This is a genomic window from Rhodomicrobium vannielii ATCC 17100, from assembly GCF_000166055.1.
Taxonomy (GTDB): domain Bacteria; phylum Pseudomonadota; class Alphaproteobacteria; order Rhizobiales; family Rhodomicrobiaceae; genus Rhodomicrobium; species Rhodomicrobium vannielii.
Genome location: NC_014664.1, coordinates 1480660 through 1501793, shown reverse-complemented (window position 1 = coordinate 1501793; position 21134 = coordinate 1480660). Strand labels below are relative to the sequence as shown.

Here is a 21134-nt window from a genome sequence, read left to right as displayed (position 1 = left end):
TTACCGCCACCTTATCGAAAACGGATGGCAAAGGCCATATGCAATCTTCCCCCTGTCGCACTCATGCAAATTACCACCTTTCTCCTAGCCCCGGTTGCGCTTTTTTGCAACAGGCTCAATAAAGCGACAATTTTCCAATAATTTTCAGCGGTAAGTTAACCATATCCACAACCTGCGGTGGATTAGTCCTTCATCCAGACCTCGACGCGGCGGTTCGCGCTCTGGCCCGCGTCCGAGGTATTGCAGCCCACCGGCAGAAGACTTCCGTATCCCTTCACGGTGATCTTGTTGGCGGGCACGCCTTCCGCGACAAGCGCGTTCTTGAAGCTCGTCGCGCGGTTGAGCGACAGCGCCTTGTTCGTCTCGAAAGCGCCGGTTCCGTCCGTGAAACCGAGGAGAAGCAAGTCCTTGCCGTTCGCATCGCTTTTCAGGAAGCGCGCGAGCCGGGGGACGTCCTGCATGGCTTTGTCGTCGAGAACGGCGGAGTTGCGGTGAAAGCGAAAGTTCACCGAAAGGCGTTTGCCGGACTTCACGTCGGCCGTCAGGTCACGCATGAGGGCGAAACTGAAGTCCTTTTCCGCGACCAGAAAGGCGGGCCACACGCGTCCAGCCTGCTGGTCGAAGGTCTGAAGGTCGATGTGCTGGTTGATGAACCCGGCTTCGGAGATAATGTCCTGCGCCTTGTCGGACAGCGCGTAGGCGATAAGCTTGTCGCCGAGCGGCCCGGCCTTGCCGCTGTAGAGGTAGAGACGCCGCGAGAGAGGATATTCTTCGGTCTTCACCGAAAAGACGTCCGGCGTGGAGACGATCCCGCAATTAGAAGCGACGGAAAGCGGCTTCGCATTGCGGATATAGGCGAAGCCCGAAAAGCCGATCCCGTTCGGATCGCGTGCCGTCTCGTCGGAAAGATCGTGGTTTGACTCGAAGCGCTTGGCTCCGGGCGACAGCTTCAGCTTGAGCGGCGAAAGCACGAGCGTGTTGAAGGTGTCGAAGGTGCCGGATTTCGCGTCGCGTGCGTAGATGTGGATCGGGCCAGGATTGCCGCCGACGTCTTTCCAGTCCTTGATGTCGCCCGAAAAGATCTTCGCGATCTGTTCGAGGCTTAGCGTCTTGACCGGGTTCTTCGGCGAGACAAACACCACGATGCCGTCGAGCGCGAAGACATGCGTCTTGAGCGGGACGCCCGCATCGGCGACGGCTTTGGCCTCATCCTCCTTGATTGGTCGCGACATGGCGCCGATCTGTGCCTTGCCTTCGATCAGGCTTTTCGGCGCGGTGCCCGATCCGTGCGACTTGATGTCGATGGAAGCGACGTCCTTTCCGCTGGCGTCGGAGAACTTGAACACCACTTCCTCGGGGTCCGCGCCGACGACCTTTTCCGCAACGAAGCCCTCTTCCTCGGCAAAGCGCTCCACGGTGTTCGGCATGAGCTGAGCGCCGATGGTGTTCGAGCCGTGGATGCCGAGCGACGGGATCAGCGGCTTCGGGCAGGACGGCCCGTTGCACTCGAACTTCGCGCTTTCGAGCGCCATCATGCCGAATTTGTCGGAGCGGATCACGAAGGAGGCGGCGTCAGCGGCGACAAGTTCGCCGATCACGGTCAGTCCGCCGCCGCGAAGCGTGAGCGTGACATCCTCCGCGTTCACGGGCGCGAAGGAGGCGGCGAGGGCCAGAAGCGATGCGCTGGCGCGACAAGCGTTTCGAATGGACATGGAAAACCTCGGGAGGAGAGCCGGTCGGCGTTTCGGGTGGAATCAGCGGGTGAGAATGAGTTGCGGCAGCGCCTTGGAACTGTAGCGGGCGGTCTGATCCGACGGCTGTCCGCAGGGGAGCGGCGCGAAGGAACCGCGCGTGCGCGAAATGCCTCCGCTCGGGCGCAAGACGGAGACGCGATATTCGAGATCGGCGTAAAGCCCGGTGCCGCAGCTGTCGGGCTCCTGTGGGGTGCGGGCGCGGCTTTCGTAGTCGAGGGCGAGCGTGACGGCGCCGGAAGCCTGGCCCGTTTCATGAATGAAGGTGTAGACTTCGAGTTGGTCTCCTTCGCTCGTGCCGTCAGAGACGGTCGTCATGAAGCCGTGACCGCGCTTGTCGCGCCGGTGCCGCTCCTCCGCCTGCCAGCGGCTCGAAGGCGCGCCGGCCCAGACATGTCCGGCGTCGTTGAAATCTGCGGCGTATTCCAACGCGTGGAGGTCGAGGTTCGCGCGGCCGCGCCAGAGCAGCGCCACCTTCGTCACGCGTTCGAGATCGATCGTCCTGAGCTGGGCCTGAACCTCCGCGCCATCGGGGAAGGTCAGTTTGAGGGGAGGTTTTTCGCCGAGATAACAGTCGAAAAGCAGGGTGAGCGCGCCGTTTTCGTCGAGCGCCCGAACGAGCGTAAGGCTGTCGTAGCGCAGAACGATTCGCCCACTCGGGAAGCAGGGGGCGGAGATTTTTATCCGTGATAGGCCCGCGCTGACGGGCTCGACGCCGACGCTCGGCCCGCATTCCGGAGCGCAAAGGGCAGGCGAAGACGCGGCGAACAGGCACACGACCATACACGAGCCGGCGAACCAGGAGGCGCGGCTATTCATGAGTTCGGTCCCACCTTGAACTCGACTACGCTATATTTGCATACGATCATATTGATGTGATAATTATATGACAACTTAATTTATTGTTTTATCGAAAACAAAACGGGTTGGTATGGTGGGATTTCACAACGGCCGGGCAATAAAGTGAATGCATGCGTCAGTAATCGCGAAGGTTGAGCGGTTTTGCCGACGGCTTCCCAAATGCATCGTTCTGTGGTAGAAGCAGCGCTCCTGCTGTCACTGCGAGAGCAAAGAAATCTCCAAAACAATGCGACAGAAAAAATTTTCTGATCGGGCGCGAGCCTCCGCGAACACTTAAGCTTCGCCTTGCCGCGCAAAATTCACCTCATAGCGCGAGCAAAGCCATGTTTTCCTGGTTTGAAAAGCTTATTGACCCTTTCAAGACTGTCCCGCTGACGCGGCCGCCGCAGAAACTTCTTGCATTCTATTGGCATTACATCGGCGGCGTTTGGTGGGTGTTCGGCCTTGTCCTCATCTCCGGCGTAGTCGCAGCGCTGATCGAGGTTGCGCTGTTCACCTTTGTCGGGCAGATCGTCGATTTCGCCAAGGCGGCCGAGAACCCGGCGGCCTTCTTCCACGATCACGGCAGAACGCTGATCTTCATGGCGATCGTGGCGCTCGTCATCCGCCCGATTGCGTTTACGATCCATTCGCTGCTCATCAATCAGAGCATCAACGCGAACACGCAGGCGCTCGTGCGGTGGCGGCAGCACCGCTATACGCTCCGCCAGAGCCTGTCGTTCTTCCAGAACGACTTCGCAGGCCGCATCGCCAACCGCATCATGCAGACGGGGCAATCGCTGCGCCAATCGGCCATCGATCTGGTGGATGCGCTCTGGTATGTCGCGATCTACTGGCTTTCGGCCGCCGTCATCTTCTTCGATCTCGACGCGCGACTTGTCATTCCGCTGCTGCTTTGGCTCGTCGGCTTCGGCGTCATGGTCTGGTATTTCGTGCCGCGGCTCATCCGCATGGCGGTGACGGTTTCGGAGGCGCGTTCCACGCTCATGGGCCGCGTCACGGACAGCTACGCGAACATCCTGACGGTGAAGCTTTTCGCGCATACGGCGAGCGAGGAAGCCTACGCGAAGGACGCGATCTCCGATCATCTGCACAAGCTGCAAGCTCAGCTCCGCGTCATCACGCTCTTCGAGATGTGCCAGTGGGTGCTGACGGGCCTTCTCATCGCTGGCACGACCGGGCTTTCGCTCTGGCTATGGAGCGAGGGGGCGGTGACGCTCGGCGCAATCGCGGTGACGACGGGCCTCGCCATCCGCATCAACAACATGTCGTCGTGGATCATGTGGGTCATCACGACGATCTTCGAGAATGTCGGCACGGTCGAAGAGGGCATGCGCGCCTTGTCGAAGCCGTGGAATGTCGTCGACGCGCCGGATGCGAAGCCGCTCACGGTCGACAAGGGCGCGATTTCCTATGAGCACGTTCAGTTCCACTACGGGCGCGGCAAGGGCCTCATCGAAGACCTCTCGCTCCGCATCAAACCGGGCGAGAAGGTCGGTCTTGTCGGTCGCTCGGGCGCGGGCAAGTCCACGCTCATCAATATCCTTCTGCGGTTCCACGACCTCGAGTCCGGCCGCATCCTGATCGACGGGCAGGACATCTCGAAGGTCACGCAGGACTCGCTGCGCGCGAAGATCGGCCTCGTGACGCAGGACACCTCGCTTATGCATCGGTCCGTCGCCGACAACATCCGTTACGGGCGGCCTGACGCAACGATGGACGACATCGTGGCGGCGGCGAAGAAGGCGCATGCGCATGATTTCATTGTCGATCTTCAGGATTCCCACGGCAACAAAGGCTACGAGGCCGAGGTGGGCGAGCGCGGCGTCAAGCTGTCGGGCGGCCAGCGCCAGCGCATCGCGATTGCGCGCGTGCTGTTGAAGGATGCGCCGATCCTGATCCTCGACGAGGCAACGGCGGCGCTCGACTCGGAGGTGGAAGCCGCGATTCAGGATCAGCTGTACAATCTCATGGAAGGCAAGACCGTGATCGCCATCGCGCACCGGCTGTCGACGATCTCGGCCATGGATCGGCTCATCGTGATGGACAAGGGCCATATCGTCGAGGACGGCACGCACAAGGAGCTGCTCCGGGACGGCGGGCTCTATGCGAGCCTGTGGGCGCGGCAGTCGGGCGGCTTCCTGCTGGAGGAGCGCGAGTCCGCCGAGCCTATCGCCGAGCCGGGGCGATACGCGGCCGAATAAGCGCACGCGGCGCGCCGGAACCGGCACAGGCGGGCTCGGCGCGTTGGGTGTCTATAAGGCCGCCGAGGTCAGCGACTCGGCCGCTCCATCCTCGTAAATGCGATAGCGCCGCGGGGTCAGCCCCACGAGGTCGCCGGCGCGGACTATCGTCTCCGGCGGCAAACTCGCTTCCACCAGAAGATCGTCGCCGCCGTAGTCGAGCCGCACGTCCGCGAAGGACAGCGCGCCGACGCGGCGGACGGAGCGCACAGCACCCTGAAGCGGCGCTTCCGAGACCTCTCCGAAGGTGAGATCGTGCGGGCGGACGAAGAGCCGGGCCGGGCCCGACGCCGGAAGTTCATCGTTTGTGGCGAGGCGTCGCGAGCCGATCCAGATTCCGCCGTTTTCGATGCGCACCGGCAGTTTCACGGACTCGCCGATGAAGTCGAACACGAAGGAGTTCGCTGGCTCGTTGTAGATTTCCTCGGGCGTGCCGACCTGCTCGATCTTGCCGTTGCCCATGACGACGATGCGGTCAGCAACTTCCAGCGCCTCCTCCTGATCGTGGGTGACGAGCACGGATGTGACGTTCAGTTCGCCATGCAGGTCGCGCAGCCAGCGGCGCAGCGATTTCCTCACCTTGGCGTCGAGCGCGCCGAACGGTTCGTCGAGCAACAGCACGTTCGGTTCGATCGCAAGCGCCCGTGCAAGCGCGACACGCTGGCGTTGGCCGCCCGAAAGCTGGTCTGGATAGCGCTCGGCAAGCCCTTCGATATGCACGAATTCGAGGAGCCGTTTCACGCGCTTCACGATTTCGTGTTCCGGCTTTCGCTCGCGGCGGGGCCTGACGCGAAGGCCGAACGCCACGTTCTCGAAGACGGTCATATGGCGAAACAGGGCGTAGTGCTGGAAGACGAAGCCCACATGCCGCTTTCGCACGTTGAGGTTGGCTGCGTTCTCTCCGGCGAAATACACCTCGCCACCATCCGCGAAGTCCAGCCCCGCGATGATACGCAGAAGCGTGGTCTTGCCGGAACCCGATGGGCCGAGAAGCGCGAGCAGTTCTCCGCTTGCGATGTCGAGATCCACGTTCTTGAGGGCGACGAAGTTTCCGAAGCGCTTCGACAGGTTACGGACATCGATCTTCATCTCTTGCGCTCCAGTTTGCGTTCGAGGACGGCTTTCAGAACGAGCGTAACCAACGCGAGAAGCGCGAGCAACGACGCCACCGCGAAAGCGGCCGTGAGCTGGTATTCATTATACAGGATTTCGATGTGGAGCGGCATCGTATTGGTCTCGCCCCGAATATGGCCCGAAACGACCGACACCGCGCCGAATTCGCCCATGGCGCGCGCGTTGCAAAGCAGGATGCCGTAGAGCAGCCCCCACTTGATATTCGGCAGCGTCACCTTGAAGAAGGTTGTGAGCCCCGATGCGCCAAGCGACAGCGCGGCTTCCTCCTCGGTCGTGCCCTGTTCCTGCATGAGCGGGATCAACTCGCGCGCGACGAAGGGGAAGGTGACGAAGATCGTCGCGAGCAGAATGGCGGGAAAGGCGAACAGGATCTTGATGTCATTATCCTGAAGCCAATGCCCGAAGAAGCCCTGCAAGCCGAACAGAAGCACGAAGACGAGGCCCGACACCACCGGAGAGATCGAGAAGGGCAGGTCGATCAGCGTTATCAGCAGCGTCTTGCCGGGAAAACGGTATTTCGTGATCGTCCATGCCGCGATGAGGCCGAAGAAGAGGTTCACCACGACGGAACAGGCCGCCACGATCACCGTGAGGCGTATGGCCGAGATGGCGTCGGGGTCCGTAAGCGCCGAGAAATAGGCGGTCCAGCCCTTCGAAAAAGCCTGCAAGAACACCGCGACCAGCGGGATGACGATGAACAGCGTGAGAAATCCGAGCGCAACGAAGACAAGAAGAATGCGGACCGGAAGCGTTTCCGTATTCGCCTTGGCGCCTCTCGGCGCGCGCGCCGCGAATTCGCTTCGCCGTGCCGGCCCGGAGCTTTCCTCCGCGCCGCCGAAACCAGCCTGCCGGTTGGTCGTCGCTTCAACGAGCGTCATCATCCTAGCTCCTGACCTCTGTCCAACGCTGAAGCCGGTTGATTATGAGCAGCATGATGAACGCGACGAAGAGCATGATAACCGCGATTGCGGTTGCATCGGCATAGCGGAATTCCTCAAGGCGAATGACGATGAGAAGGGGCGCGATTTCCGAAATGTTCGGCAGATTGCCCGCGATGAAGATGACCGAGCCGTATTCCCCTACCGCGCGGGCGAAGGCGAGAGCGAAGCCGGTCAAAATCGCGGGCAGCAGCGTCGGCGCGATCACCTTGCGGATGACCTGCCAGCGGGACGCTCCGAGGCTTGCCGCGGCGAGTTCGAGTTCCGGGTCGAGATCCTTCAGCACGGGCTGAACGGTCCGCACCACGAAGGGAATGCCGACGAAGATCAGCGCCACAAGAATGCCGAGCGGCGTGAACGTGACCTGTATGCCGAGCGGCGCGAGAAACTGACCGATCCAGCCCTGCGGCGAATAGAGCGTAGCGAGCGCGATGCCGGCCACGGCGGTCGGCAGGGCGAAGGGGATATCCACGATCGCGTCGGCGATGCGGCGGCCGGGGAATTCATAGCGTGTCAGCGCCCACGCGACGATCAGGCCGAAGATCACGTTGAAGATCGCGGCCGCGAAGGCGATGCCGAATGAAAGCTTCAGCGCGTTCAGTGTGCGCTGAGCCGTGAGGATGGCGATGAACTGGTCGAAGCCGAGCCTCGACGCGTAGAGAATCATCGCCGCCAGCGGGATCAGCACGATCAGCGATAGCCAGGTCACGGTCAGCCCGAACGTCAGCCCGAAGCCGGGGATGACGCTCGGTTCGCGAAAGCGCAAGGTGTTCGATAAGGGGGGCAAGGCGCTCACTCTTGTCTGTTTCCGTGTCCGATTATAAACGCGAGTTCAGGTCTTGCCCCCCGCAATCTTAGCGACCGTAAATCTGATCGAAGACGCCGCCATCGCCGAAGTGAGCCTTCTGGGCTTTCTGCCAGCCGCCGAACACGTCATCGATGGTGAAGAGCGCCACCTTCGAGAACTTGTCGGCATATTTGTCGGCGACTTCCTTTGAACGCGGGCGGTAGAAATTCTTCGCCGCGAGTTCCTGGCCTTCCGGAGCGTAGAGCGCCTTCAGATAGGCTTCGGCGGCGGCCCGCGATCCGCGCTTGTCGACGACTGAATCGACGATGGCGACGGGCGGTTCCGCGAGGATCGAGAGGGACGGCGTGACGATCTCGAACTTGTCGTCGCCGAATTCCTTCACCGAAAGATACGCTTCGTTCTCCCAGGCGAGGAGCACGTCGCCCTGATTGCGCTGGACGAACGTTACTGTCGAGCCGCGCGCGCCCGTGTCGAGCACCGGCACCTGCTTGAAGATCTGCGTGACGAATTCCTTCGCCTTATCTTCCGAGCCGTATTTCTTCAGCGCGTAGCCCCAGGCCGCGAGATAGTTCCAGCGCGCGCCGCCCGACGTCTTCGGGTTCGGGGTGATGATCGAGACGCCCGGCTTCACGAGGTCGTCCCAGTCCTTGATGCCCTTCGGGTTGCCCTTGCGGACGAGGAAGACGATGGTGGACGTGTAAGGCGCGGAATTGTCCGGGAACTTCTTCTGCCAGTCCTTGTCGAGAATGCCCTTCTCGGCGATGGCGTCGATGTCGTAGGCAAGCGCGAGCGTCACGACGTCGGCCGCGATGCCGTCGATCACGGCGCGGGCCTGCTTGCCAGAGCCGCCATGGCTCGCCTTGATTTCAAGCGTCTCGCCCTTGTCGGCTTTCCACTTGGCGACGAACGCCTTGTTGAAATCGGAGTAGAACTCGCGCGTCGGGTCGTAGGAAACGTTGAGCAATGAATCGAGAGCGTAAGCAGGCGCGCCGATCAGCGTAGCCGCCGCCAGTGCCAGAACTGTCCGTCTGAGCATGAAAATCTCCAAATTTCGGTTTCGAATGCGATGCTTCTGCAATGCGCCAGCTCGCGCTGGTCTTCCCCCCTTGCTGCGCGCGTTCGCGCCTCAGCTGGGGCTTCCACACGACGCCCGGCCGGGTATGCGGACGCCGATCCCCCTTGAACCGAGCCGGACGTAAGAGAGAAACGCCTCAAGCATCGCTTTCACCCTCTTTTCTTGCCGGAGAAAATGGCGGAGCGAAGCGAAACCGAAAATGCGCGTCGCCTGCGCCCGCTGGCTGGTAGAAGCCCGAAAATTCATGAAGCGCCTCAGCGAAGGCCTTCGCGTCTTTATCGTTCTTGACTTCGAACGCGTCGAAGCCGGAACGCACCATGAAAAGAAACTGATCGCGCAACACGTCGCCCTCGGCGCGGATCTCCCCGGTGAAGCCGTAGGCTTCCCGCAGCCGCCGCGCTTGCGTGAAGGCGCGACCGTCGCGGTAAATCGGAAAGTCGAGCGCAATCAGCGACAGGCGCGGAAGGTATGGTTCGAGCAGGCTCTCCGGCTTGTCGTTCGGCAGCGCTACGCCGAGCGGCACGTTGCGGCCCTCCAGCGACTGCGGCGTTTGCGCAAGCAGCCATTCGAGCGGAACGATGACCGGCACATCGGTAGGCACCGGCTCATCTCCGCCGAGGCGGACATAGGGATCGTCCGCGATCTCGCCCTTTTTAATGTACGGCATGAAGCGCTTCCTTGAATGGCTCGACGCCGAGGCGTTTCACTGTGTCGACGAAGAGTTCGGTTTCACTCTGCCGAAGGTCGAGATAGCGGTTCACGATGCGCTCGATGGTGTCCACCACCTCCTCATAAGGAATGGCCGGGCCGAGCAAATCGCCGAACCGCGCATCCTCGTCCGCCTTGCCGCCAAGCGTAATCTGGTAGAATTCGCGGTCGTTCTTTTCGACGCCGAGAATGCCGATATGGCCGACGTGATGATGGCCGCAGGCGTTGATGCAGCCCGAGATGTTCAGATGCAGACGGCCGACCGAGCGCGCCCTGTCATGGTCGGCGAAACGCTCCGCGATGGCGGTTGCGATCGGGATCGAGCGCGCGTTGGCGAGGCTGCAATAGTCGAGGCCGGGGCAGGTGATCGAGTCCGAGATGAGGTTCACGTTCGGTGTTGCGAGACCCGTCGCGTCGAGCTTCTGCCACAGCGCGAAGAGGTCTTGCTGGCGCACATGGGGCAGCACGAGGTTTTGCTCGTGGCCGACGCGGATCTCGCCCGCGCTGTAGGTGTCCGCGAGGTCTGCGAGCGCGTCGAGCTGGCCGGAGGTCGCGTCTCCCGGCGGCTTGCCGATGGGCTTCAGCGACACGGTGACAATGCCGTAACCCGGCGTCTTGTGAGGCGCGACCGAGTTTCTGTGCCAGGTCGCGAAACGTGCGTCGGCGGCGAGCGCCAGCTTCAACGCCTCGGACTCGTCTTCGAGCGACTCGTAGTCGGGATAGATGAAGCGCGACCGGATGTCGGCGAGGAACGCGTCGTCCAGCTTCAGATAGCCGTCGCGGATGCGCTCCCATTCCTTTTCGACATCGGCCTTCAGCTTCTCGACCCCGATTTCATGGACGAGGATCTTGATGCGCGCCTTGTAGATGTTGTCGCGGCGGCCGTGGGCGTTGTAGGTGCGAAGGATCGCCTCAAGATAGCTGATGAGGTGCTCTTTCGGCAGGAAGTCGCGCAGAAGCTTGCCGATGAAGGGCGAGCGGCCGAGACCGCCGCCAACCAGCACCTGAAAGCCGACTTCGCCTGCGTCGTTGCGCACGAGGCGCAAGCCGACGTCGTGCACCTTGATCGCCGCGCGGTCGTGCGGGGCGGCCGTGATCGCGATCTTGAACTTGCGCGGCAGGAAGGTGAATTCGGGGTGCAGCGAGGACCATTGCCGCAGCACTTCCGCCCAGAAGCGCGGGTCTTCGATCTCGTCGGGCGCGACGCCGGCCCACTGGTCGGTCGTGATGTTGCGAATGCAATTGCCCGAAGTCTGGATGGCGTGCAGCCCGGCCTCGGCGAGGCTCACGAGCACGTCCGGCATGTCGGAAAGCTTGATCCAGTTGAACTGGATGTTCTGCCGCGTCGTGAAATGCCCGTAGCCCCTGTCATAGACGCGGCCAATTTCGGCGATCTTGCGAAGCTGGTTCGAGGACAGCGTTCCGTACGGGATCGCGATTCGCAGCATGTAGGCGTGAAGCTGAAGATAGACGCCGTTCATGAGCCGCAGCGGCTTGAACTCGTCTTCCGTCACTTCGCCCGAAAGACGTCGCGCCACCTGATCGCGGAACTGAGCGGCACGCTCCGCGATGAACGTGCGGTCGAATTCGTCATAAACATACATCGCGGAACGGTCTCCGAAATTTCCAGAACGTTATCGCTTTCGATAAATCAAAAGCGCGCTCCAAGTTCTTGGTTGAGCGGGATCTTTATCGCAAAACGGCGCCCAGCCTTTGCGGATCATGCTCTAAGCCGCCACCTTGCCGACTTCATTGGGAAGGTAGGCAACGGGTGCATCGGAGGGAAGCGGGAATGTGGGGCCATGGCTGCGAATTTTCTCGCGCAGATTGCCCGGCTTAGGCGAATGACCCGGCTTGGCGGTAGGCGCGGCCTCGACGCGAGCGACATAGGGGCCGACCGCAATGAGCCCATCGGCCTGGGCGGCCTTCAGCGCGGCGAGCGCTTCGTCGGCCGTCAGGAGGATTTGCGCGGCCGCGAGATTTTCCGACCACCGCCCTTCGCTCGTGCGGTGGATCACAACGCCATCGGCAAGGCGGTTTGCGGTGATGACCACCGGTCCGCTGATCTTGAGCTTCTGCTGATGAGGATGTGCCATTCTCGTTTCCCCGACCCTGATAAGTGAGCGGCGCAGCCCGCCGCGGGGCCAGCGGAACCCGCTCGCCTTGGGCCAGAGTTTGGCGATCTTTGAAAACTTCTCAAGGATAAATGCGCATTATATGGAAAATAAGTGCGCAGTTTGGCGGTTGAGAGCGTTATTAGGAAAACAATATTGCGTCTGAGATCGGAGGGAGAACACCATCCCCCTTTTCTCGCGAGTTATGCAAAAAAGCTCCTGTTCGCCAGGCGGAAACGCCGGTCGAAGAACGCCGGACAGGAAAAATAGGAAAACTTCGCCGAAGTCTCTTGATTGCGAGGCCTGCATTGGTAATAAAGGTTCCTCGCTCGCTTATGGCGGCGCGGGCACGTAGCTCAGCGGTAGAGCATTCGCTTCACACGCGAAGGGTCACAGGTTCGATCCCTGTCGTGCCCACCATTCATTCAATTCATGATAGAACGCAGTGCCGTTTGGCGTCGCTCCCAATTATGAGCCGATGCCATGGCGCGAGGCTTGCATGCTTTTTGCAAAGCGCTGTATCGCATCCCGTGTTGCAAAACCGACCAACCAGACGACTCGATCAGGGAACATCCCTTTGCCGACCGACAGCGCGCCGAAAAACAGGTTCAAGCTTTCCACCACGCTCGAAGCGCGGGTGCATCATCATAACGTCAAGACCGGCGTGACGACGCTGTTTCTGGGCGCGTTCGAACTGCGCGTGCCGCGCGTCGAGGCAGAGCCGGGCACGGGTGTCGCGGTCGAGATCGATGCGAGCGACGTGTCCATCGCCTTGTCGCGCCCGATGGACGTGTCGATCACCAACCGGCTGCCCGGAACGATTGTCGAGGTGGAATATCTCGACGCGCCCTATGCGCGGGTGACGTTCGATCTCGGCGTCTGCAATCTGCATTCGCTCGTCACATGGGAATCGGTTGAGCGGCTGGCGCTCGAACCCGGCCTCAAGGCGTGGGCGATGATCAAGACCATCGCCATCACGCAGATGAACGTAAATCCTGAGTCTCTTCCCGAGCCGCGCCCGACGTTGCAGTCTCGAACGCCCAATCCAGAGACGACGTAAGCTCTTCGAGCGTCGCGGTTGCGGCGCGTGCGGAGCGTCGCTCGACGGAGCGGAACACCGCGACGATGCGCTCGCCGAACGGCGTCACCTCGGCACCGCCGCCGCGACGGCCCGGAAACGTATCGATGACGCGCGTCTCGAAGGTGCGGTTCAGCGCGTCCGTCATCAGCCACGTCTTGCGATAGGAAATGCCCATCAGCTTGCTCGCGCCGAGGATCGAGCGGCACTTCTGCACGGTTTCGATGAGCGCGATGTCTTCCTCGTCGAGGCTGCCGCCATTAGGCAGGGCGAGGCTCACGTGAAGGCGCGCCTTTTCCTTCTGACTCACGGGTTGATCCATTGTCGCGTCCAAGCCTCGTTGCGGCGTTACCTGTCTTCTTTCCTATATAGCACCGCGTTCGTGGCTTTTAAACGCTTACGAGGACGCGCCTTCTTTTGAACAATCGGCGATCGTTCCCCCGCCGAGACGCGTCGCGACGACAAAACGCGCTTGGCGGCGGTGTCAGTTTTCGGCAGCTTCGCGGGCGAGAACAGCCTTCACCTTCTCGTCCGAAGCGATCCGGTCATGGAGGGCTTCGAGGTTCGGATAGGCGCCGATACCCTCGGGCAGCATGCCCTTGGCCCAGCGGATCATGGGAAACGCGTAGGCGTCGATCACCGACCGGCCGCCATCGAGAATCCACTCGCGGCCTTCGAGATGGGCGTTCAGAATTTTGAGACGCTTGCGAACGAGGTCGCGTCCCGCGTCACGCACCGCCTCCTGCGCTGCGTCCGATTTGTCCTTCGTATAGCGGTAGGGCATGAAGATCGGGAAGAACGAGGGGTGCAAGTCGCCGGTGAAGAACGAGGACCACCGATCCAGTTCGGCCGAGGCGTGCAATCCCTCGCCGCCGCCGAGACGCGCTTCCGGGTGCTTCCGGGCGAGGTAATGAAGGATCGCGCCGGCCTGTGTCAGAACAAAGCCGTCATCGTCGAGAACGGGCACCGCGCCCGCAGGATTGACCGCGAGCAGTTCCGGCGATTGATAGCCGACGCGCTTTTCCTCGTAGGGCTTCCCGATCCATTCAAGCACGATGTGAGGGGCGAGCGAACACGCGCCGGGTGCATAATAAAGCGTGGTCATGAAGTCTCCGATTTTGTTGTCTTAAGGCGAGGAATGTTTGCGGAGGTCCAAGGTTCCTCGCTGACCGAGAAGCGAGGCCCGATCACGCCCTCTTTGCATGCAATTCGACCCAGTGCGCGAAGGCGTCCATGAATCCGTGAAGGAATTTTCGCGTGCCGTCGTTCGCGATCTGCCCGTTTTCGTCGAACAGCTTGTTCGCGCCGCCGATATAGGCTTCGGGTTGCTGCATGGCGGGGACGTTCAGAAACACCAGCGATTGCCGCAAATGATGGTTCGCGCCGAAGCCGCCGATTCCTCCGGGCGAGGCGCTCACGACGGCTGCGGGCTTGCCTTCCCAGACGCTCTGGCCATAGGGCCGCGACCCGACATCGAGCGCGTTCTTCAGCACGCCCGGCACGGAGCGATTATATTCGGGCGTGACGAACAAGAGGGCGTCGAGCGGCTTGACCTTCTCGCGGAATTCCTTCCACGCCGCTGGCGGATCGGCATCCTCGTCTTCATTGTAGTGGGGTAGCGCGGCAATATCGACGAACTCGAACTTGAATTCGGACGGCGCGAGTTCGACGAGTGCCTTGGCAAGCTTGCGATTGAGCGAGTCCTTGCGCAAGCTGCCTACAAAAACGCCGACAGTATAGGGTCCGGTCATTGGGAGCGCTTTCTCTTTCAGGATGGCCATGCGGCCATCCGTCATAACGCCCCACGCGCTTTTCCGTTCACGGCGAATTTTCCTCGCCGCCCGACATGCGCCTTCGATGGCGTGGCCGCGCTACTCGGCGAACAGGCCGTGCTTTTCAACATAAGCGGCGAGGTCGAGCGTGTAGTCGCGGACGAGCCTTTCGGCCTTGTCGCCGTCTCGCTGGCTGATCGCTTCCACGATCTCCTTGTAGAGGGTGACGACGTGGCGCGGCCGCTCTTCATGAGTGACGCAAATCGTTCGGATCGCGCGGATATGTGCGAAAAGGTTTTCGGTCGTCTTTCGGATCAGTTCGCAGCCGCCGAGCGCGAGGATCTTCCGATGAAAGTCGAGGTTCGCCTGCGAAAACGGGTTCAGGAGCTCGGACGAGGTTTCGTTGCTGAACTTCTCGAAGCGCTCGGAAAGCTTCTTGAACTGGTCTTCCGTCGCCTTCTGTGCGGCGAGGCGGGCCGCGAGGCTTTCAAGGGCGGCGGCGACAACGATCATCTCGCAAATCTCGCGCCTCGACTTGCGCACGACATAAATGCCGCGGCGGGGCACGGCTCGCACGAAACCTTCCTGCTCAAGGAGCGTGAGTGCCTCGCGGATGGGTGTCCGGCTGACGCCGAGCTTTTGGGAAAGTTGCCTTTCGTCCAGACGAATTGGCTCGATCTGACCGTAGATGTCCATCTGCGTGATGGCGAGCCTGAGGGCATCGTATGCTAATGTTCTCAAGCTTGTCCCGGCTTCGATAGGGACGATCTTGAGTTCCGGCTGATGGGCCGATGGTGCCACCTCAAATGCTCCCTTGTAATCGTGTTCGAGAGGTTGAAAAACATCAACCAGACCGGGGCCCCAGCCTGAATAACTGTCGTGCCCCCGAGGCGAACCTGTTGGTATCACGTAAAAAATGACGCGGAAAACGTCCACTCCTGTATCGAACGGATCGTATCATCGCGGCTTTGGGTGGGATTTGATATAAATCATGAGGCAAGCGCATGGCTGGTAATTTTGCGCGTCATGCGGAAGGCAAATTGTAATATTTTGTAGGAGGTGCGGCATTGCATACAAGGGAAACGCGCGCTTCGGTTCTGGCGAATTGCGACGAAAGCGCGCGGCTCGAAAAAGCAGGTTTCTGGCGAAAACGGAGCCTACCGAATTGGCGGGCGCTTCTCGTTCTTTGCCACGCGGATGCCGGCGGGCGCGGTTTCGCTTTCGCACATGAAGGCGCCCTGCCGGGTCTTGCCGTATGTCCTTGAACCAGGGAAGTGATACACCTTCGATTGGGTGTTGGCCCACACGACCATCTCGCGCGGACAATGCGCCCTGGCGGCAGCCTCGGTCGGGAACTGGCCATCGGCGGCGAGAACCTGAGGTCTGCGGTTTGAACTGCGCGTATTCGCCGACGTATCCGGATTCACGGGTGCTTCGGAGCGTCTTTGCGGCGCGGCGGTGGGCGGTGTTGCGGGAGGTGCTACGGCGGCGGGCGGGGTCGCGGCGTTCGGAGCGGGTTTCGCCGTAGCCGTCTGGGCACGGCACTCCGTCATGAATTCGGTTTTCTTTTTGCCGGTTGCCTGAAGGGTGTCCTTATTTGCCCGCCATTCGGTCTCGCAGGCCCGTATCGTCTTCGCGTCGGCGTGCATAGGCCACGCAAATGTCAGGGCGACGGCCGATGCCGCGCCTAAAAGCAATAGCGATTTACGCATGACTTCACTCGCTGGTTTGCGTTCAACTGAACGATTGCCGTCCATGAGACGGCCAACCTCTGAGCGAATGATTAAGGCGCGGAGCGAACTCGAACCCTTCGCCAGCGCGCGGCTGGGGATTTTTTGACAGCCTTGATGCGATGTTACCGCACGAAAGGGGCTTGTCGAAGTTCGGGAGTGTTCTCGTCGGCTGCGGGGCTTTTGAGGGGCGAACGCGGGACAACCGCCCCAAAGCCCCGCAGCAACGCGAGACAGTTGCAGTATGGCGTGGAGGCGTTACGCTTCAGTAAAGGCCCTCGATAAGTGGGAGATAAAATTACGTGGATCAGGCGGTCGCCGCTTTCGCGGAAAAGCTCCTGGCACACCGTGAGGCGCTCGGCGATCTGACGGACGTCGAGTGGCGAACGAGCGCCGACCTCGTGCCTTATGAAGCGGCAGTGTCCGCGATGGAGGAGCGCGCGGCGGCCATCCTTGCAGGCGACGCGCCGGAACTCGTCTGGTTCCTCGAACATCCGCCGCTTTACACGGCAGGCACCAGCGCCAAGGCGACGGATCTCCTCGACGCGGCGCGCTTTCCGGTCCACGCGGCAGGGCGCGGCGGGCAATATACCTATCATGGGCCGGGCCAACTCGTCGCCTATGTGCTCCTCGACTTGAACCGGCGCGGGCGCGATGTGCGCCGCCATGTCCGCCACCTCGAAGACTGGGTGATCGCGGCGCTTGCCGACTATGGCGTGGCGGGAGCGGCACGCGACGACAGGCCGGGCGTCTGGGTGCGCGATGGCGCGCGCGAGGACAAGATCGCGGCCATCGGCGTTCGCGTGCGCCGCTGGGTGACGTTCCACGGCACGGCGATCAACGTGCGGCCCGACCTCTCGCATTACGCGGGTATCGTGCCGTGCGGGATCGAAGACGCGGGCGTCACCTCGCTCGAACGGCTGGGGGCGCTTCGGGAGCGCGCGGAAGTGTCCGCGGCGGCGCCTCCATCGTGACACGATTGCGGCACACTCCAGCCCGGCGGTCGTCGCGATTTTCGTGTTTGCTTTATCGATATTCAATGGGAGTAAGCGCGCATGCCTGACCTGGCAAAGCCGTCGCGGGTGACGATTTCCGAGCATAGCCGCGTGCTCGATCTGTTTTTCAAGGTCGACGACTACGCGGTGTCCCACGAGCGTCTCGACGGCGCGATGAGCGAGCCGCGTTCGACGCTTGTCTTCGAGCGCGGCGATGCGGTGGGCGCGCTCCTGTACGATCCCGAGCGGCGGAAAATCATCACGGTGCGCCAGTTCCGCCTGCCGGTGCATCTGCGCGAGCCGGGGCGCGGTTGGATGGTAGAGGCCGTCGCCGGCATGCTCAACACAACGGACGGCGGTGAGTCCGAAACGCCTTACGATTGCGTGATGCGCGAGACGCAGGAAGAGACCGGCTATCAGCTCACGCGGTTGACGCCTGTCGGCAAATATTACTCGTCGCCCGGCGGTAGCACGGAAATCATCCATCTCTATTATGCCGAAGTCCGCACTGTCGATCAGACCGAGAAGGGCGGCGGCAACGCGGCCGAGGGCGAAGACATCGAGATCGTCGAGTTCGCCATCGACGAGTTTTTCGACAGGCTCGTCGCGGGCGAGTTTCAGGATCCGAAGCTCATCATCGCCGGGCAATGGCTGATGGCGCGGCGCGGCAATCTGGCGGCGGAGTACGACACCAAGACCTCGCGAACCTTCGTGGCCGAACTCAATCCCCGCCAGACGATCGGCATCAAGACCGGCAATATCTCCGCCATCAAGGACGTTGAGGCGTGGGTCAACTCCGAAAACACCGACATGCAGATGGACCGCTTCTTTCGGCGCTCCGTATCGGCAACGATCCGGGTGCTCGGCGCGAAAAAGCACGAGGGGAGCACGTCCATACAGGAGGACACGATCGGTCTCGCACTCACGAAGGCGCTGGGCGGTCGCAACTTCGTGACGCCCGGCACGGTGCTTGAAACCGAACCGGGCGAGCTCGAAAAGACGCACAATGTGCAGCGCATCTTCCACGTTGCGAGCGTGGCGGGCGACATCGGCACGGGCCTTTCGACGACGCTTGCCAATATCGAGCGATCCATCGACAACGTCCTGGCCGCGATCTCGAAGCGGCGCTATCGCTCGGCGCTGATTCCGCTGTTCGGCACGGGGCAGGGCGGCTTTCCGGTTAGCGAGGTGGTGCCGGTTCTGGTCAAGGGCGCGCGCGACTTCTTCGCGGAGAATCCGAAGTCGCCTTTGCGCGAAATCTACTTCGTCGCCTATTCGGAGGGGGATCTCGCGCGACTCAAGAACGAAATTCGCGTCGTGACCGGCGTCACACCCGTCGAGGTGAAGGCGGGGGAATAGCGACTCGGCCTTACAAAGCGTCATCGGCGCTGAAGAGTCGGCGCTCCAAGCGTTTGTTCAGAAATATTGCAATAAGCCGTGCTGGTGCTTTTGGCGCATCCGTTTGCTTGAGAGTGTGAAGCAAAGTGGACCAAACGCATGCGCCGGAGCACTAGCCTTTGGGGGGCACAATGGGCTTGTCGACCATCACGCGGGGGAGGCGTCTGCGCCTTCATCTGCGGCGCGCGCGTGCGGGCATGCCGTGGAACCGCGTCTTCCGTTATCTTTCGGATACAGCCTATATCACGCCGATCCTGATCGGCCTCGCGTCCGCCTGGCTCTTCGCCTTCGTGCCGCAGATGCAGGAAATCTATCTGGCGCTGATCGAACGCCCCGATATCGCGCGAGGCGTTGGTGGCCTTCTGGCTGTGGCGCTGTTCGCGGCGCTGCTGTACGCGTGGAACCATGTCGAGGTGACGCGCCGCATCGACCGCATCTATCCCGAACACGCAGATATTCATTTCGATCGCCGCATTTTCCGGCTGCGCGACATCTATTGCGCCGTCGCGGCGAGCCTTCCGTTCGTTGGCATCCTGCTCGGCCTCGCGCAGGTCTATCGGCATGTGCTCGATGCGGAAAGCCTGCGCGATAGCGGCGGTCTTCCGCAGGGCCACGCGCTCGGCACATTATCCGACCTGCTGGACATGGTGATCGCAAGCGGTGCCGTGACAGCGTTCGTCTGGGGCGCGCTGATCGTCCTCTTGCTGCGAAGCGGGAGGCATGCGGTGCTGGTATGGTTTTGCGCGCTGGTTGCGCTCGTCTTCGCCATCGTCCCTGTGGCGGCGCCAGACTGGACGCTCGGTGCGACGCGCTTCGCTGGGCCGCTCGTCACGACCGCGCTTGTGCTGATCGAGATTGCTGTGCTCGTGCGCGTCGTCGTCATCGGACTCACGAGCTTTCTGTGGCTGATCCGGGCGCTGCCCTCATGGGCGCTCCTGTCGACCGGGCGATTTCCCGGCCTTCGTTACGCTGTCGTGGCAGCGCTGCCGCTCATCGCCTTCGTTTTTCTCGTCAGGGGGATCATCGCCGACCGGCCCGATACTCAGCCGCTGCGCGCGGCGGCGCTTGAGCACGCGGGGGCCGATCTCGAAACGTCCTTCAAGACGTGGCTGCATCAGCGAAAGCCCGAAGGCGGCGGCCGCTATCCCGTCTTCATCGTGGCGGCGCAGGGCGGCGGCATCTACGCCGCGTCGTCGGCTGGGGCATTCCTCGCCGCGATGCAGGACCACTGCCCGGCGTTCGCGCGGCATGTGTTCGCTATCAGCGCGGTTTCGGGCGGCGCGGTTGGTGCAAGCCTGTTCACGGCCGCCTTCGCCGACAGCAAGGCGAGCGGGCGAGCGCCGAAAGCCGCGGTTGACGTGGAGCCGGGCTGTGGCAGCTTCGTGGAGCCGCGCGAGTTGACGAAGCGGCTGCGGACGATCACCGAAGACGACCACATCAGCCCGGTGCTGGCATTTTTGATGCCCGATTTCATGCGGGGCCTGTTCCCCGCCAGCCTGTCGGCGCCGGAGGCGCTTAGCGAGGCGCTGCCTTTCGGCGTTGTCGGACGCGACGCGATTCTTGAGCGAAGCTTCGTCGAGAGCTTCCGCCGCAGCGATCCCTCCGGCGGCGGCAAGCCCGCGCTACACGGAACGGGCAGCCGCGACGTCATACTTACCGCGCCCTATTCGCAAAGCTGGCCTGACGCCGCGAACACGGACCTGCCCGCGCTTCTCCTTAACGCAACCTGGGTCGAGACGGGCTACCGCGTGGCGTTCTCTCCGTTCGACCTGCAATCCTTCGGGGGCGGCACACTCTATTCCTTCCGAGACGTCGGCACGAAAGCGCCCGACCCGTCGCTCATCGGCGCAGCGGTAATCAGCGCGCGCTTTCCGGTTCTGATGCCGCCGTTTGTCTCCGAGCTTGGCGGCGGCCAGCGCCTCACCTTCGTCGATGGCGGCTATGCCGACGCATCCGCGACCGCGACCGCGTTTCAGCTTTACGAGGAGGTGAAACGCATCGGCGGGGACGATGTCGACGTCTATCTGATCGCGCTGACCGACAAGTTGAAGGCGCTCAACGCGACGGATGTCGAGCCTGCCGGTCTGGAGCCGGTGCGAAGCTGGATCTACGACACGATATCGCCTTTGACGACGCTGCTTTCCGTGCGCGACCTGCAATCGCGCCGGGCGGTCACCGAGGCGAGCAAGGCGCTCGGCGACAGGATGATCGTCGTGCAGCTCGATCAGCGCGCCTTTCCGCTCCCGCTCGGCTGGAAACTGTCCGAGCTTTCGAGCGACATTATCCGCCTCACCATCGGCGACCCGGCTGGTTGCACCGAGCCCGAGGCCGTGAAGGCGTCCGACGAGGGCGTCAGGATGGCGATCCGCAACAGTTGCGAGTTGAAGCGCATCACCGCGCTGCTCACGCCGAAGCTTGTCGGAAGCTGGCAGCTTTCGCCGGGTTAAGCCGCCGTTTCGGCCTCTTATCGCAGAGCATGCGCCTGGAACAGCCTGCGCGCCGGATCGTTCGCCCTTCAACACGCAAAGC

General features: G+C 62.0%; 19 protein-coding genes and 1 tRNA gene. 6 read left to right on the top strand and 14 right to left on the bottom strand.

Annotated features, from left to right (window positions below):
• Positions 1-182: 182 nt before the first annotated feature.
• Both RVAN_RS06825 and RVAN_RS06820 read right to left on the bottom strand, forming a co-directional pair.
• Positions 183-1712: a substrate-binding domain-containing protein gene (locus RVAN_RS06825; protein ID WP_013419020.1), complete on the bottom strand. Its 1530-nt coding sequence runs from the start codon at positions 1710-1712 to the stop codon at positions 183-185.
• Between the two features lie 42 nt (positions 1713-1754).
• Positions 1755-2570, bottom strand: coding sequence for a hypothetical protein (locus tag RVAN_RS06820; RefSeq protein ID WP_155942371.1), 816 nt, complete (start codon positions 2568-2570; stop codon positions 1755-1757).
• A 365-nt stretch (positions 2571-2935) separates the two neighbouring features.
• On the opposite strand from RVAN_RS06820, the gene RVAN_RS06815 reads away from it, so the two are divergent.
• Complete coding sequence (locus RVAN_RS06815; RefSeq protein ID WP_013419019.1) at positions 2936-4816, top strand: ABC transporter ATP-binding protein; 1881 nt, start codon at positions 2936-2938, stop codon at positions 4814-4816.
• Between the two features lie 51 nt (positions 4817-4867).
• On the opposite strand, the gene RVAN_RS06810 is transcribed toward RVAN_RS06815, so the two are convergent.
• The 7 genes from RVAN_RS06810 to RVAN_RS06780 form a co-directional block, all read right to left on the bottom strand.
• Complete coding sequence (locus RVAN_RS06810; protein ID WP_013419018.1) at positions 4868-5944, bottom strand: sulfate/molybdate ABC transporter ATP-binding protein; 1077 nt, start codon at positions 5942-5944, stop codon at positions 4868-4870.
• Complete coding sequence (gene cysW / locus RVAN_RS06805; RefSeq protein WP_081449563.1) at positions 5941-6867, bottom strand: sulfate ABC transporter permease subunit CysW; 927 nt, start codon at positions 6865-6867, stop codon at positions 5941-5943. Before cysW ends, RVAN_RS06810 begins: the two co-directional genes overlap by 4 nt.
• A gap of 4 nt (positions 6868-6871) precedes the next feature.
• A complete protein-coding gene (gene cysT / locus RVAN_RS06800) occupies positions 6872-7723 on the bottom strand; it encodes a sulfate ABC transporter permease subunit CysT (RefSeq protein ID WP_013419016.1) in 852 nt (283 codons plus the stop codon).
• A 58-nt stretch (positions 7724-7781) separates the two neighbouring features.
• On the bottom strand, positions 7782-8771 hold the full coding sequence (locus tag RVAN_RS06795; protein WP_013419015.1) for a sulfate ABC transporter substrate-binding protein: 990 nt from the start codon (positions 8769-8771) through the stop codon (positions 7782-7784).
• A gap of 175 nt (positions 8772-8946) precedes the next feature.
• Positions 8947-9477: a DUF934 domain-containing protein gene (locus RVAN_RS06790; RefSeq protein WP_013419014.1), complete on the bottom strand. Its 531-nt coding sequence runs from the start codon at positions 9475-9477 to the stop codon at positions 8947-8949.
• Positions 9464-11122: a nitrite/sulfite reductase gene (locus RVAN_RS06785; protein WP_013419013.1), complete on the bottom strand. Its 1659-nt coding sequence runs from the start codon at positions 11120-11122 to the stop codon at positions 9464-9466. Before RVAN_RS06785 ends, RVAN_RS06790 begins: the two co-directional genes overlap by 14 nt.
• A gap of 123 nt (positions 11123-11245) precedes the next feature.
• Positions 11246-11614, bottom strand: a complete 369-nt coding sequence (locus RVAN_RS06780; protein ID WP_013419012.1) for a DUF2849 domain-containing protein — start codon at positions 11612-11614, stop codon at positions 11246-11248.
• Positions 11615-11977: 363 nt separating this feature from the next.
• On the opposite strand from RVAN_RS06780, the gene RVAN_RS06775 reads away from it, so the two are divergent.
• Both RVAN_RS06775 and RVAN_RS06770 read left to right on the top strand, forming a co-directional pair.
• A tRNA-Val gene (locus tag RVAN_RS06775) sits at positions 11978-12052 on the top strand.
• Between the two features lie 157 nt (positions 12053-12209).
• Positions 12210-12692 carry a TOBE domain-containing protein gene (locus RVAN_RS06770; RefSeq protein WP_245258043.1) on the top strand — a complete coding sequence of 161 codons (483 nt, stop codon included), beginning with the start codon at positions 12210-12212 and terminating at the stop codon, positions 12690-12692.
• On the opposite strand, the gene RVAN_RS06765 is transcribed toward RVAN_RS06770, so the two are convergent.
• The 5 genes from RVAN_RS06765 to RVAN_RS06745 all read right to left on the bottom strand — a co-directional run bounded on the left by RVAN_RS06765 (position 12607) and on the right by RVAN_RS06745 (position 16194).
• On the bottom strand, positions 12607-13032 hold the full coding sequence (locus tag RVAN_RS06765) for a winged helix-turn-helix domain-containing protein (protein ID WP_013419011.1): 426 nt from the start codon (positions 13030-13032) through the stop codon (positions 12607-12609). The genes RVAN_RS06770 and RVAN_RS06765 overlap by 86 nt on opposite strands.
• Before the next feature lie 162 nt (positions 13033-13194).
• On the bottom strand, positions 13195-13815 hold the full coding sequence (locus RVAN_RS06760) for a glutathione S-transferase family protein (RefSeq protein ID WP_013419010.1): 621 nt from the start codon (positions 13813-13815) through the stop codon (positions 13195-13197).
• 82 nt (positions 13816-13897) lie between these two features.
• A complete protein-coding gene (locus tag RVAN_RS06755; protein WP_013419009.1) occupies positions 13898-14491 on the bottom strand; it encodes an NADPH-dependent FMN reductase in 594 nt (197 codons plus the stop codon).
• 90 nt (positions 14492-14581) lie between these two features.
• Positions 14582-15283 (bottom strand): GntR family transcriptional regulator, encoded by a 702-nt coding sequence (locus RVAN_RS06750; RefSeq protein WP_013419008.1) that lies wholly within the window; start codon positions 15281-15283, stop codon positions 14582-14584.
• A 356-nt stretch (positions 15284-15639) separates the two neighbouring features.
• Entirely contained in the window at positions 15640-16194 is a 555-nt protein-coding gene (locus RVAN_RS06745) for a hypothetical protein (RefSeq protein WP_013419007.1), read from the bottom strand.
• 320 nt (positions 16195-16514) lie between these two features.
• Between RVAN_RS06745 and lipB the strand changes: the two genes are divergently transcribed.
• The 3 genes from lipB to RVAN_RS06730 all read left to right on the top strand — a co-directional run bounded on the left by lipB (position 16515) and on the right by RVAN_RS06730 (position 21052).
• Positions 16515-17186 carry a lipoyl(octanoyl) transferase LipB gene (gene lipB, locus RVAN_RS06740; RefSeq protein ID WP_013419006.1) on the top strand — a complete coding sequence of 224 codons (672 nt, stop codon included), beginning with the start codon at positions 16515-16517 and terminating at the stop codon, positions 17184-17186.
• A gap of 81 nt (positions 17187-17267) precedes the next feature.
• On the top strand, positions 17268-18566 hold the full coding sequence (locus RVAN_RS18770) for an NUDIX domain-containing protein (protein WP_013419005.1): 1299 nt from the start codon (positions 17268-17270) through the stop codon (positions 18564-18566).
• Positions 18567-18736: 170 nt separating this feature from the next.
• Positions 18737-21052: a hypothetical protein gene (locus RVAN_RS06730; RefSeq protein WP_013419004.1), complete on the top strand. Its 2316-nt coding sequence runs from the start codon at positions 18737-18739 to the stop codon at positions 21050-21052.
• Positions 21053-21134 lie beyond the last annotated feature (82 nt).

Excerpts from the sequence above, each read along its gene's own strand:
- RVAN_RS06780 (WP_013419012.1), bottom strand. The coding sequence starts at position 11,614 with ATGGCACATCCTCATCAGCAGAAGCTCAAGATCAGCGGACCGGTGGTC.
- RVAN_RS06765 (WP_013419011.1), bottom strand. The coding sequence starts at position 13,032 with ATGGATCAACCCGTGAGTCAGAAGGAAAAGGCGCGCCTTCACGTGAGC.
- RVAN_RS18770 (WP_013419005.1), top strand. The coding sequence starts at position 17,268 with ATGCCTGACCTGGCAAAGCCGTCGCGGGTGACGATTTCCGAGCATAGC.
- RVAN_RS06810 (WP_013419018.1), bottom strand. The coding sequence starts at position 5,944 with ATGAAGATCGATGTCCGTAACCTGTCGAAGCGCTTCGGAAACTTCGTC.
- cysW (WP_081449563.1), bottom strand. The coding sequence starts at position 6,867 with ATGACGCTCGTTGAAGCGACGACCAACCGGCAGGCTGGTTTCGGCGGC.
- RVAN_RS06790 (WP_013419014.1), bottom strand. The coding sequence starts at position 9,477 with ATGCCGTACATTAAAAAGGGCGAGATCGCGGACGATCCCTATGTCCGC.
- RVAN_RS06825 (WP_013419020.1), bottom strand. The coding sequence starts at position 1,712 with ATGTCCATTCGAAACGCTTGTCGCGCCAGCGCATCGCTTCTGGCCCTC.
- RVAN_RS06745 (WP_013419007.1), bottom strand. The coding sequence starts at position 16,194 with ATGCGTAAATCGCTATTGCTTTTAGGCGCGGCATCGGCCGTCGCCCTG.
- RVAN_RS06795 (WP_013419015.1), bottom strand. The coding sequence starts at position 8,771 with ATGCTCAGACGGACAGTTCTGGCACTGGCGGCGGCTACGCTGATCGGC.
- RVAN_RS06755 (WP_013419009.1), bottom strand. The coding sequence starts at position 14,491 with ATGGCCATCCTGAAAGAGAAAGCGCTCCCAATGACCGGACCCTATACT.
- RVAN_RS06730 (WP_013419004.1), top strand. The coding sequence starts at position 18,737 with ATGGGCTTGTCGACCATCACGCGGGGGAGGCGTCTGCGCCTTCATCTG.
- RVAN_RS06760 (WP_013419010.1), bottom strand. The coding sequence starts at position 13,815 with ATGACCACGCTTTATTATGCACCCGGCGCGTGTTCGCTCGCCCCTCAC.
- RVAN_RS06820 (WP_155942371.1), bottom strand. The coding sequence starts at position 2,570 with ATGAATAGCCGCGCCTCCTGGTTCGCCGGCTCGTGTATGGTCGTGTGC.
- RVAN_RS06815 (WP_013419019.1), top strand. The coding sequence starts at position 2,936 with ATGTTTTCCTGGTTTGAAAAGCTTATTGACCCTTTCAAGACTGTCCCG.
- RVAN_RS06785 (WP_013419013.1), bottom strand. The coding sequence starts at position 11,122 with ATGTATGTTTATGACGAATTCGACCGCACGTTCATCGCGGAGCGTGCC.